The organism is Stenotrophomonas sp. SMYL89, assembly GCF_036319985.1.
Classification (GTDB): Bacteria; Pseudomonadota; Gammaproteobacteria; order Xanthomonadales; family Xanthomonadaceae; genus Stenotrophomonas; species Stenotrophomonas maltophilia_Q.
Genome location: NZ_JAWIRW010000012.1, coordinates 79,065 through 91,157, shown reverse-complemented (window position 1 = coordinate 91,157; position 12,093 = coordinate 79,065). Strand labels below are relative to the sequence as shown.

Sequence of the window (12,093 nt, the reverse complement as noted above, 5' to 3'; positions counted from 1 at the left end):
CCCTGGCCGGCCCACGCCGGCCAGGGCCTCGCCCGGCACGACCGGGCTTCTGCCTGACCCGGACCCTGCCATGCCCCGCGCCGACTTCTACCTGATCGCCAAGCCCCGCTTCCTGACCGAGCCACTGCGCCTGGTCTGCGAGCTGGCACGCAAGGCCAACGACGCCGGGTTGTTCACCCTGGTGCTGGCCCGCGACCAGGCCCAGGCCGAAGAGCTGGACGAGCTGCTGTGGGCCTTCGACAACGATGCCTACATCCCGCACCAGATCGCCGGCGAAGACATGGACGAGGAAGAGGCCCTGGTGCTGATCGCCGTACCAGGCACCGGCGCGCCGGCACGCCCGCTGGTGATCAACCTGCGCGATGAGCCCTGGCTGGGCCAGTGCGAACGCGTGCTGGAAGTGGTCCCGGCCGATCCGGAAGCGCGCGAACCGCTGCGCGAACGCTGGCGCCAGTACAAGGCCGCCGGTTACGACCTGAACAAGCACGACATGTAAGCGCGCCCCGGCCCCCTTGATGGGCCGCCGCCGCGCCCTGATCCTTCAACGATTACCTCCTGGTTCCCCCGCATGACCCAACTCGCCTCCAGCTACGACCCGAAGTCCTTCGAGACCGACCTCTACGAGGCCTGGGAGAAGGCCGGCCACTTCAAGCCGTCCGGCACGGGCGAGCCGTACACCATCCTGCTGCCGCCACCGAACGTGACCGGCACGCTGCACATGGGCCATGCGTTCCAGCAGACGCTGATGGATGCACTTGTGCGCTACCACCGCATGCGCGGCTACGACACGCTGTGGCAGGTCGGTACCGACCACGCCGGCATCGCCACCGAAATGGTGGTCAGCCGCAACCTGGCGCTGGAAGGCAAGGGCGAGACCCGTGATTCGCTGGGCCGCGAAGGCTTCATCGGCAAGGTCTGGGAGTGGAAGCAGCAGTCCGGCGACACCATCGAACGCCAGATGCGCCGCCTCGGCACCTCCGCCGACTGGTCGCGCAGCACCTTCACCATGGACCCGCAGCCGTCGGCCGCGGTGAACGAAGCCTTCGTGCGCTGGTACGAGCAGGGCCTGATCTACCGCGGCCAGCGCCTGGTCAACTGGGACCCGGTGCTGAAGACCGCCATTTCCGACCTGGAAGTGGAGAGCGCCGAGGAAGATGGCTTCCTGTGGTCGATCGCCTACACGCTGGATGAAGGCCTGAGCTACGAGCACGTCGAGCGCGATGCCGACGGCGTGGAAACCCTGCGCGAAACCCGCGACTACCTGGTGGTCGCCACCACCCGCCCGGAAACCCTGCTGGGCGATACCGCGGTGATGGTCCACCCGGAAGATGAGCGCTACGCCCATCTGATCGGCAAGAGCGTGGTGCTGCCGTTGACCGGCCGCCGCGTGCCGGTGATCGCCGACGACTACGTGGACCGTGCGTTCGGCACCGGCGTGGTCAAGGTCACCCCGGCGCACGATTTCAACGACTATGAAGTGGGCGTGCGCCACGGCCTGCCGATGATCAACCTGTTCACCCCGGTGGCGGCGCTCAACGAGAACGCACCGGAGCGTTTCCAGGGCCTGGACCGCTACGCAGCGCGCAAGGCCGTGCTGGCCGAGCTGGAAGACCTGGGCATCCTGGTCGAGACCAAGGCGCACAAGCTGCAGGTGCCGCGCGGCGACCGTACCGGCCAGGTGATCGAGCCGTACCTGACCGACCAGTGGTTCGTGAAGATGGACGACCTGGCCAAGCGTGGCCTGGAACTGGTCGAGGACGGAAGCATCGCCTTCGTGCCGCCGAACTGGATCAACACCTACCGCCACTGGATGAACAACATCCAGGACTGGTGCATCAGCCGCCAGCTGTGGTGGGGCCATCGCATTCCGGCGTGGTTCGACGAAGCCACCGGCAACTGCTACGTCGGTCGCAGCGAAGACGAAGTGCGCGCGAAGAACAACCTCGGCAGCGACGTGGTGCTGAACCAGGAAAGCGACGTGCTGGAGACCTGGTTCTCCTCGCAGCTGTGGCCGTTCTCCACCCTGGGCTGGCCAAACGAGCAGGCCATGGCCGAGCGTGGCTTCGACCGCTACCTGCCGTCGTCAGTGCTGATCACCGGCTTCGACATCATCTTCTTCTGGGTGGCGCGCATGATCATGGCCACCGACAACCTGGTCGGGAAGATCCCGTTCAAGGACGTCTACTTCACCGGCCTGATCCGCGACGGCCAGGGCCAGAAGATGTCCAAGAGCAAGGGTAACGTGCTTGACCCGCTGGACATCATCGACGGCATCACCATCGACGACCTGGTCGCCAAGCGCACCGGCGGCCTGATGCAGCCGAAGATGGTGGAGAAGATCGAGAAGGCCACCCGCAAGGAATTCCCGGACGGCATCGCCGCCCATGGTGCCGACGCGCTGCGCTTCACCATCGCCGCGCTGGCCACCCACGGCCGCGACATCAAGTTCGACATGAACCGCGCCGAGGGCTACAAGAACTTCTGCAACAAGCTGTGGAACGCCAGCCGCTTCGCCCTGATGAACACTGAAGGCGCGGCCTTCACCGGCGTGCCCAAGCCGCGCACCGATGCCGAGCGCTGGATCCTCGCGCGCCTGGCGGCCACCACCGCCGAAGCGCAGGGCCATTTCGCCGCCTACCGCTTCGACCTGCTGGCGCAGTGCCTGTACGAGTTCGCCTGGAACGCGTTCTGCGACTGGTTCCTGGAACTGAGCAAGCCGGCCCTGAACGGTGCCGACGCCGCCGATGCTGAAAGCACCCGCCACACCCTGCTGTACGTGCTGGAAGCGCTGCTGCGCCTGCTGCACCCGCTGACCCCGTTCATCACCGAACAGCTGTGGCAGCAGCTGGCCCCGCGCCTGGGCCTGGCCGAAACCACGCTGTCGCTGCGCCCGTACCCGACCGCGGCCGAGTTCGAAGGCGATTTCGCCCAGGCCGAGGCCGACGTGGAATGGCTGAAGGCGGTGATCAGTGCGGTGCGCCGCGTGCGCAGCGAACTGAACGTCGCCCCATCCAAGCTGGTGCCGCTGCGCCTGCAGGCCGGCCTGGAACAGGACCGCCTGCGCATTGAACGCTTCAGCGCCTCGCTGTCGTTCCTGCTGAAGCTGGACAGCATCCAGTGGCTGGCCGAAGGTGAAAGCGCACCGCCGGCCGCCGCCGCAATCGTGGGTGAACTGAAGCTGCTGGTGCCGCTGGAAGGCCTGGTCGATCTCGACGCCGAGCGCGTGCGCCTGGACAAGGAAATCGCCCGCGTCGATGCCGAAAAGGAAAAGAGCGAGACCAAGCTGGCCAGGTTCACCGACAAGGTGCCACCGGCGGTGGTCGAGCAGGAACGCGTGCGACTGGCCGACTGGAATACCCAACTGGCCGGCCTGCGCGAGCAGCGCGCGAAGCTGTAAGCGCCGCGCTCTGGTGCGTGCCAGCCAAGGTTGGCAATTACCACGGCGGGAGAGGTTGGCATCTACCGATGCGGAATCGGAAACGCCGGGCAATGCCCGGCGTTTCCATTTTCCCGGCATGGCATCATCGCCCGATGCCTCTTTCCATCTTCCTGCTGGTCCTCGCGGCTGCGGCCCTGCACGCCAGCTGGAATGCGATCGTCAAACGCGGGCCGGACAAGCTCCTCGGCACCGTGCTGGTGACCGGCAGCGCCGCACTGCTGTCGGCGGCCGCCCTGCCCTTCCTGCCGTTCCCGGCCGCGCACAGCTGGCCCTGGCTGGCTGCATCCGTGCTGCTGCAGGTGACCTACTACGGCCTGGTGGCACGCTGCTACCAGCAGGTCGACATGAGCCTGGCCTATCCGCTGATGCGTGGCAGCGCGCCGATCCTGGTTGCACTGGCCGGCACCCTGCTGGGCGAGCAGCTGCCCCCTGCCGCGTGGCTGGGCGTGGTGCTGGTGAGCACCGGCATCCTGTGCATGGCACTGGGTGCACGTGGCGGCCAACTGCGCCTGCCACTGCTGACCGCGGCGATGATCGCCACCTACACCCTGGTCGATGCGCAGGGTGCGCGCCAATCCGGCAGTGCGCTCAGCTACACGCTGTGGTTGTTCCTGCTGTCGGGCATTCCACTGCCACTTTGGGCGTTGTACACCCGCGGTGGCGCGGTGCTGGACTATGCGCGCCAGCATTGGCCGCTGGGACTGGCCGGCGGCGTCGGCACCACCGCGTCCTACGCGATGGCGTTGTGGGCGATGACCCAGGCCCCGGTGGCGATGGTCTCAGCGCTGCGCGAATCGTCCATCCTGTTCGCGCTGTTGATCTCGGTGTTCCTGCTGCGCGAGCGGATCCCGCGTGCGCGCTGGCTGGCAGCGGCACTCATCGTGGGCGGTATATTGGCCTTGCGGCTGGCGTAGAGGTAGTGCCGGCCGCTGGGCGGCACCCCTTCTCCCTTACAACGGCGGCATCGCCTGCAGGTCGCCGTCGACCAGTTCGATGGCCATCACCACCGCATCCTCGCGGCCCTGTGCCGCCGGGTAGTAGCGTGGACGGCGGCCGATCTCGTTGAAACCTTCGCTGTGGTACAGGGCCAGCGCGGGTGTATTGGACGGACGCACTTCCAGGAACACGCGGTGCGCACCCCGGTTGCCCGCCAGCTGCACCAGTGCGCGCAGCAGTTGGCGACCCAGCCCACGCGACTGCGCCAGCGGATCGATGCAGATGTTCAGTACATGTGCCTCGTCGGCGGCAATGCTGAGCACGCCGTAGCCGATCAGCTGGCCATCGCGCTCCATCGCCAGTCCGGGATAACCGGCACGCAGGCAATCAACGAAGATGCCGCGGGTCCATGGGAACGGATAGCCACGCACTTCGATCGCCATCACCGCATTGAGGTCGCTCTCGCGCAATGCGCGCAGGCCGACCGGGCCGGGCTGGCTGACCGCGCTCATGCACTGCCCCGCTTGCGCAGGGCACGCAACTGCGGCCACAAAGCGCGCTTGGCGGCCGGATCCTGGCGCAGCTGGTCCAGCGGCCAACTGTCCATCAGCGCCTGCGTGGCGGGATCGTTGGGATTGCAGCCGGACGCACGCAGCAGTGCGATCTGCAGGCGATCCGGGAGCCGCACCGCCGGTTGCCGTGCATTGCCGCCCGGCAGCGGACGGACCGGTGCCGGCGCGGTATCCGGTGCGGTGATGGGGGTCTCGCGACGCGGCGGTGCCGGGCGTCCCTGATGAGGAGCGGCTGCGGCTTCGGCAGGGTGTTCCCGCATGGAGGCCGAACCCGCCCGCACTGGTTCCGCCGAAGCCGCTGCGGCCGCATCGGCTTCGGCCACGCTCAACTGCAGCGCGGCGTCCAGTTCGGCGGCCAGCTGGCCGTCGTGATACACGGTGTAACCCATGGCCTGCAGCCAGGCCTGCTGGGCCGGTGACCACAGCACGGGCAGGTCCTGGCTCACGCGGCCTCGGGCTTCTTGCGCAGGCGCTGCACGGCCCACATCACCGGGCCGGACAAGGCGTACAGGATGCCCACCGCGAACAGCACGCGCGGCAGATCGATGACCGCGATGGCGATCGCCACCGGTACCAGTGCCAGCACCAGGAACGGCACACGGTCGGAACGCCCCCCCTTGGCAGCACCGCCCTTGAAGCTCCAGAAGCGGATGCGGCTGACCATCAGCAACGCCGCGACGATCGTCACCGCCAGCGCCACATAGCGCAGCTGGTTGCCGTCCCAGCCCAGGTTGCCATCGGCGAAGGCCCAGACGAAGGACATCATCAGGCCGGCCGCAGCCGGGCTGGCCAGGCCGACGAACCAGCGCTTGTCGACCACCGCCACCTGGGTGTTGAAGCGGGCCAGGCGCAGTGCCGCGCAGGCGGCATACAGGAACGCCACCGCCCAGCCGACCCGCCCGAGCAGCGGGTCATCGAACTTCAGCCACGACAGCGACCAGTGGTACATCACCAGCGCCGGGGCCATGCCGAAGCTGACCAGGTCGGCCAGCGAGTCGTACTGCACACCGAATTCGCTGCTGGTACCGGTCAGGCGCGCCACGCGCCCGTCCAGGCCATCCATCACCGCTGCCACGAACACGGCGATGCTGGCATTGACGAAATCCCCGTTGGCCGCGGCGATGATCGCGTAGAAGCCGGCGAACAGGCCGGCGGTGGTGAACAGGTTGGGCAGCAGGTAAATCGTGCGCGAACGCGGCGGCGGTGTGATCGGGTCCATGGAATCCAGTTTAATCGACTTGCCAGTGCTCGGCGCCAATGCTGCAATCGGCGTTCTACGCCCATTCCATGGAGTTTGCCATGCGTGCCCTGTCCTGCCTTGGATGCCTGCTGCTGTTGGCCAGTGCCAACGCCGTGGCCGGCCCGGTCTATAAATGGAAGGACGCCAATGGCGTGACCCAGTACTCGGAGACCCCGCCGGCCGGCAAGAAATTCGAGACCCGCGAGCAGGCCCGCAGCCCTCAGGCCGCGGCCAGCGCCGAGACACCGGCCGCGCCGGTGCCGGAACAGTGCAGCACCGCCCGTGCCAACCTGGCCCTGCTGGAAGGCTCCGGCCAGGTGATGCACGACACCGATGGCGACGGCAAGCCCGATACCGCGTTGACCCCGGAACAGCGCAGCGCGCAGAAGGGGTTGGCGGAAGCGGCCATCAAGGCGTATTGCCCGGCGGAGTGAGGGTATCGGCAGGGCTTGCAGCCCTGCACCTGCTTCAAGCAACGGCAACGTCAACAGCCGGCTACGGGCTTTCTGTGGGTTTGGCGGGGCGGTGTGGGCTGGCAGGACACGCCGTAAACCCTTCCATGGGGGCTCGATGGCGCCATCCATGGCGCCAACGGTCCTGCCAGCCCACACCACCCCACCTCCGACAGGTTCCTGGTGACGGTGGTAGATCCACGCCATGCGTGGATGAATCTCCATGGAAATCGAATATTTCGAGAATTGATCGAAAAGCCGAGCATCGCTCGGCTCTACAAAAGGGCGACAGATCGCGGAAAACCGTCGAAGGCGGGGTGGGTCCGGTTGCGGGGGCGTGAGCGCCATGGATGGCGCGACCGAGCCTACAGGGACGTATTTACGGCGTCCCCCGCAACCGGACCCACCCCGCCATCCCACGGGAAGTCCGCCTTTGCCGTTGCTTCGGCAGTTGCAGTTGACGTTGCTTGAGGCGGGTGCAGGGCGCAGCCCTGCCAGTACCCCCACCCCGGCCGGGCTGGCAGAATAGGCGTCTCTGCCGTTATCCGAAGCCGACGATGCGCCTCTCCCAGTTCCACCTGCACACCACCAAGGAAACTCCCAGCGACGCCGAGCTCACCAGCCACCGGCTGATGCTGCGTGCGGGCATGATCCGCAAGCTTGCATCGGGCCTGTACACCTGGTCGCCGCTGGGCCTGCGCGTGCTGCGCAAGGTCGAGCGCATCGTGCGCGAGGAAATGGACCGTGCCGGTGCCGTGGAATTCCAGATCCCGACCATCCAGCCGAAGGAACTGTGGGAGCAGACCGGTCGCTGGCAGAAGTTCGGCCCGCAGCTGCTGAAGATCAAGGACCGCAAGGACCAGGTCTTCTGCTACAGCCCGACCGCCGAAGAAGCCGCCTGCGACTTCGCGCGCAGCGAGCTGTCCAGCTACAAGCAGCTGCCGGTGAACTTCTACCAGGTGCAGACCAAGTTCCGCGACGAGATCCGCCCGCGCTTCGGCGTGATGCGTTCGCGCGAGTTCCTGATGAAGGACGCCTACTCGTTCCACCTGCATGATGAATGCCTGGTGCGCGAGTACGAGAACATGAAGTCGGCCTACAGCCGCATCTTCACCCGCCTCGGCCTGGATTTCCGCATGGTGCAGGCCGACTCCGGTGCGATCGGCGGCGATGCCTCGCAGGAATTCCACGTGATCGCCGATTCCGGCGAAGACGCGCTGGTGTTCTCCACCGGCTCGGATTACGCGGCCAACATGGAAGCGGCGATCAGCGCCGATCCGGCCCCGCGTGCGGCCGCCGCTGAAGCGATGCGCAAGGTCGACACGCCCACCCAGAAGACCTGCGAGGACGTCGCGGCCCTGCTCGGCATCGACCTGCAGCGCACCGTGAAGTCGGTGGCGCTGGTCGCCGGCGAAGGCGACGCACAGCAGTTCGTGCTGGTGCTGGTGCGCGGCGACCATGAAGTCAACGAGATCAAGCTGGCCAAGGTCGCCGGCCTGGACGAGCAACGCTTTGCCAGCGAAGCAGAGATCGCCGAGTACCTGGGCAGCGTGCCCGGCTTCCTCGGCCCGGTCGCGCCTGCGAAGGCCATCCGCGTGGTCGCCGATCGCGAAGTGGCCGCGATGTCCGACTTCGTCGTCGGCGCCAACGAAGCTGGTTTCCACCTGGCCGGCGTCAACTGGGGCCGTGACCTGCCGGAACCGGAAGTGGCCGACATCCGCAACGTGCGTGCCGGTGACCGCGCGCTGGACGGCGGCGAACTGAAGATCGCCCGCGGCATCGAAGTCGGCCACGTATTCCAGCTCGGCCGCAAGTACGCCGAAGCACTGGATGCCACCGTGCTGGACGAGAACGGCAAGGCCGCGGTGATGGCGATGGGCTGCTACGGCATCGGCATCTCGCGCGTGGTGGCTGCCGCGATCGAACAGAACCATGACGATGCCGGCATCATCTGGCCGGACGCGATGGCGCCGTGGCAGGTGGTGGTGTGCGTGATCAACCCGAAGGGCGACGTTGCCGTCGCCGATGCAGCGTCCAGCCTGCTGCAGGAACTTCGCGACGCCGGCCTCGATGCCGCGCTGGACGACCGTGGCCTGCGCCCGGGCGCGATGTTCGCCGACATGGAACTGATCGGCATCCCGCACCGCGTGGTGGTGAGCGAGCGTGGCCTGGCCGCCGGTACCTACGAGTACCGCTCGCGCCGCGCCAGCGAAGCGGAAAGCCTGGACAAGGCCACCCTGCTGCAGCGACTGCAGGGCTGATCGCAGAAAGGACCGGGGCATGCCCCGGTCTTTTTTTGCGTTTCCGCCACGTCACCGATATTGCAGCGGACATAATCCGGTCAAAATCGACGCAATGCAGCCGGTACGTCGCCAAGCCCTGTCCTGTCTGCATTTGTGCTTGGAATAATTCATCTCTATTCTGTGCTGCGACGCCATGGACTGGCTCGTCCCGTCCACACATTAGTTTCCGGAGTAACCGTAAATGAGCATTGACCTGACCGGCCTGTCGGCACGCGAACTGGGCGCCCTGATCCGCACCGCCAAGAAGCAGCAGACCATCGTCGCCAAGCGCCGGCCAATCACCAAGGTCCGGGCCCAGCTGACCAAGCTGGCCAAGACCGAGGGTTACACCATCGAAGAACTGTTCGGCGGCGCCCCGGCCCCGCGCGCGCGCAAGGCCGCCCCGGCAGCCAAGGCACCGTCCAAGACCGCCGGCCGCAAGCTGGGCAAGGTGGCACCGAAGTACCGCAACCCGGCCAACCCGAAGGAAACCTGGACCGGTCGTGGCAAGCAGCCGCGCTGGATGGCCGAGCTGACCGCCAAGGGCAACAAGAAGCCGGAAGATTTCCTGATCAAGAAGGCCTGAGGCCAGGATCAGATTGCAATGAAAAACGCCGGCGGAAGCCGGCGTTTCTTGTTTGTAGAGCCGAGCCCACGCTCGGCTATCCATATGCAAAGCCGAGCATGGGCTCGGCTCTACAGGGTTTTGCGCGCCGGCATCAGCAGGTTGCCGAACAGCAGGCCGGCCACCAGCGCCATCACCACGTTGAGCACGGTGAGGAACACGCTCTGGCCAGCGCCGACATCCTGCTGCTGGACCAGGGTCAGCACGCCGCGCAGGCTGGTGCTGCCGGGCACCATCATGATGATGCCGGGCAGGCGGATGATCGCGCCCGGTCGGCCCACCAGGCGGCCAAACAGATTGCCACCGGCGGTCAGCAGCATCGCCGACAGGAAGATGCCGGCCGGCGCCCCCCAGGCGTGGCCGCCGAACTTGGAGATCGCATAACCGGCCACCGAGGCGGCGATTACCCAGGGATAGTCGCGGCGGTTGGCCTTGAACAACATCGCGAAGGCGAATGCTGCGGTCAGCAGTGAACCCCACTCCACCCACGGCCCCTGCGGCCGCGTGGCGCGGATCACCGGGTCCAGGCCGAGTACGTCGGCCAGGGTCACCGCGATCATCGCGCCCACGCTGAGCTTCATGATGGTGGTCAACGCGCCGGCGAAGCGCGCGGTACCGGAGACCCAGTGCTGGCTGGCGAGTTCATTGACCGCATTGGTCAGCGACATGCCGGGCAGCAACACCACCAGCGAGGCGATGATCACCGTGTTGAGGTTGAGTGCGCCGACAAAGGACGCGACCAGGGTTGCGACCATGCCGGCCAGCAGCGCCGCCAGCGCCTCGGCCGCTTCGCGGGTGGCCGGGCGACGGTCGGTGACCATGCCGAGCAGGCCGATCATCAGGCCGATGACACCGGCGGTGGCGATGTCCAGCCACGGCAGCTTCCACATGCCGGCCACGCCGGCAGCGCCGAGGGTGAACGAAAGGATGGTGCGCAACTTGCCGCGCCGGCCGGGATCCTTGTCCAGCTGGCGCAGCGCGGTGTGGCCCTGGGCGATGCTCATCCGGCCGTTGGACACTTCCTCGGCGATATGGTCGGCGACGCTGAGCTTGTGCAGGTCGTTCTCGCCAGGCGCCAGGCGGATCACGCGGGTGATGTCGCTGGAGCCGATCGCCTGTGCCGGGTCGCTGAAGCTGAGGATGATACCGGTGGGATTCGACCACGGTTCACAATCCAGATCGAGCTGGCGGGCCAGTGCCACCACTGCCGTTTCCAGGCGCTGGGCCGTGGTGCCGTAGCTGTGCAGGCGTCCGGCGATCTCGGAAACAAAGGCCACGCGCTGCGCGTAGGTGGCCTGGGGCGTGGGGATCGTGTGAGCGTCTGCGGACATGCGCCGTAGTATTACCTACTGCCGGGCCGCACTGGATAAATTCATCCGGGTTCGACGCGATGCCCCAGACAGAACGGTTATGCTGCGACCCGAATGGCCCAAGTGACCCCGAACCACGCCCCCCAGCTCGAACAGGACGCCCATGACCCGGGCCTGATCCGCCTGTCCGGCACCTGGACCTTGAAGACCGCGCTGGCCGCGGCCGAAGTCCTGCGCGGCGTTCCCGACACACTGACCGGCATCGACGCCACCGGCATCGAGAAGATGGATTCGGCCGGCGTGCTGCAGGTGCTGCGGGTGGCCCATCGCGCCGATCTCGGCGAGGACGCGTTGCAGTTCCGCCCGGATCACCAGGCGCTGGTCTGCACCATCGAGGAAGTGGCCGACGACCGGCCCAGGCCCAAGCGCGATTTCGGCGTGCTGGCCGCGCTGGAACGGCTCGGTGTCAGCGTCCATGCCACTGGCCACAATATCAAGGCGCTGTGCAGTTTCCTGGGCGAAAACCTGGTCAAGGCAGCCCGGCTGGTCAAGGAGCCCCGTCGCTTCCGACTGACCGCCACCGTGCACCAGATGGAGCAGGTCGGGCTGGACGCAGTACCGCTGGTGGCGCTGCTGTCGTACCTGGTCGGTGCGGTGATCGCCTTCCTCGGCTCGACCATCCTGCGCGACTTCGGCGCCGAGATCTACGTGGTCGAGCTGGTCAACATCGCCTTCCTGCGCGAGTTCGCGGTACTGCTGACCGCGATCGTGCTGGCCGGCCGCACCGCCAGTGCGTTCACCGCGCAGATCGGTGCGATGAAGGCGCGCGAGGAAATCGATGCCATGCGCACGCTGGGCCTGGACCCGATCGACCTGCTGGTGCTGCCACGGTTGATGGCGCTGCTGGTCACCCTGCCCCTGCTGACCTTCATCGCGATGGTTGCCGGCCTGGCCGGCGGTATCACCGTCGGCGCGTTCGACCTAGACATCCCGCCGCAGATGTACATCGCGCGCATGCACGAAACCATGGAAGTGCGGCACATGCTGGTCGGCCTGTCCAAGGCCCCGGTGTTCGCACTGGTGATCGGCCTGATCGGCTGCCTGGAAGGCCTGAAGGTGGAAGGCACGGCGCAGTCGGTCGGTGAACGCACCACCTCCAGCGTGGTGCAGACCATCTCGCTGGTGATCATCATCGATGCCTTCGCGGCGTTGTGGTTCATGCACATGGACTGGTGAC

At 66.8% G+C, this 12,093-nt stretch carries 11 protein-coding genes; 7 read left to right on the top strand and 4 right to left on the bottom strand.

Annotated elements, in window-relative coordinates:
• Positions 1-70: 70 nt before the first annotated feature.
• From V3B41_RS15295 to V3B41_RS15285, 3 genes are all read left to right on the top strand, one after another.
• Positions 71-496: a DNA polymerase III subunit chi gene (locus V3B41_RS15295; protein ID WP_049427379.1), complete on the top strand. Its 426-nt coding sequence runs from the start codon at positions 71-73 to the stop codon at positions 494-496.
• 72 nt (positions 497-568) lie between these two features.
• Entirely contained in the window at positions 569-3,397 is a 2,829-nt protein-coding gene (locus V3B41_RS15290; RefSeq protein WP_049427382.1) for a valine--tRNA ligase, read from the top strand.
• Positions 3,398-3,531: 134 nt separating this feature from the next.
• Positions 3,532-4,353, top strand: a complete 822-nt coding sequence (locus V3B41_RS15285; RefSeq protein WP_049427384.1) for an EamA family transporter — start codon at positions 3,532-3,534, stop codon at positions 4,351-4,353.
• 36 nt (positions 4,354-4,389) lie between these two features.
• Here V3B41_RS15285 and rimI read toward each other — a convergent pair whose 3' ends face one another.
• Genes rimI through pssA form a run of 3 tightly spaced genes read right to left on the bottom strand, consistent with a single transcriptional unit; the run spans position 4,390 to position 6,166 of the window.
• Positions 4,390-4,887 carry a ribosomal protein S18-alanine N-acetyltransferase gene (rimI, locus tag V3B41_RS15280; protein WP_049427388.1) on the bottom strand — a complete coding sequence of 166 codons (498 nt, stop codon included), beginning with the start codon at positions 4,885-4,887 and terminating at the stop codon, positions 4,390-4,392.
• Positions 4,884-5,393: a hypothetical protein gene (locus tag V3B41_RS15275; RefSeq protein WP_049427392.1), complete on the bottom strand. Its 510-nt coding sequence runs from the start codon at positions 5,391-5,393 to the stop codon at positions 4,884-4,886. Before V3B41_RS15275 ends, rimI begins: the two co-directional genes overlap by 4 nt.
• Complete coding sequence (gene pssA, locus V3B41_RS15270) at positions 5,390-6,166, bottom strand: CDP-diacylglycerol--serine O-phosphatidyltransferase (RefSeq protein ID WP_046983850.1); 777 nt, start codon at positions 6,164-6,166, stop codon at positions 5,390-5,392. Before pssA ends, V3B41_RS15275 begins: the two co-directional genes overlap by 4 nt.
• An 80-nt stretch (positions 6,167-6,246) precedes the next feature.
• Here pssA and V3B41_RS15265 point away from each other — a divergent pair, with 80 nt between their 5' ends.
• From V3B41_RS15265 to V3B41_RS15255, 3 genes are all read left to right on the top strand, one after another.
• Positions 6,247-6,621 (top strand): DUF4124 domain-containing protein, encoded by a 375-nt coding sequence (locus V3B41_RS15265; protein ID WP_049427395.1) that lies wholly within the window; start codon positions 6,247-6,249, stop codon positions 6,619-6,621.
• Between the two features lie 575 nt (positions 6,622-7,196).
• The gene (locus V3B41_RS15260; protein WP_049427911.1) at positions 7,197-8,900 is read left to right on the top strand and encodes a proline--tRNA ligase; all 1,704 of its coding nucleotides are present in this window, start codon (positions 7,197-7,199) and stop codon (positions 8,898-8,900) included.
• Positions 8,901-9,123: 223 nt separating this feature from the next.
• Positions 9,124-9,507, top strand: coding sequence for an H-NS histone family protein (locus V3B41_RS15255; RefSeq protein ID WP_005408004.1), 384 nt, complete (start codon positions 9,124-9,126; stop codon positions 9,505-9,507).
• Between the two features lie 110 nt (positions 9,508-9,617).
• Here the strand turns inward: V3B41_RS15255 and V3B41_RS15250 are convergent, their stop codons facing one another.
• On the bottom strand, positions 9,618-10,877 hold the full coding sequence (locus tag V3B41_RS15250) for a threonine/serine exporter family protein (protein WP_049427914.1): 1,260 nt from the start codon (positions 10,875-10,877) through the stop codon (positions 9,618-9,620).
• Positions 10,878-10,970: 93 nt separating this feature from the next.
• Between V3B41_RS15250 and V3B41_RS15245 the strand changes: the two genes are divergently transcribed.
• Positions 10,971-12,092, top strand: a complete 1,122-nt coding sequence (locus V3B41_RS15245) for an ABC transporter permease (RefSeq protein WP_049427915.1) — start codon at positions 10,971-10,973, stop codon at positions 12,090-12,092.
• The last annotated feature ends 1 nt before the right edge of the window (position 12,093 follow it).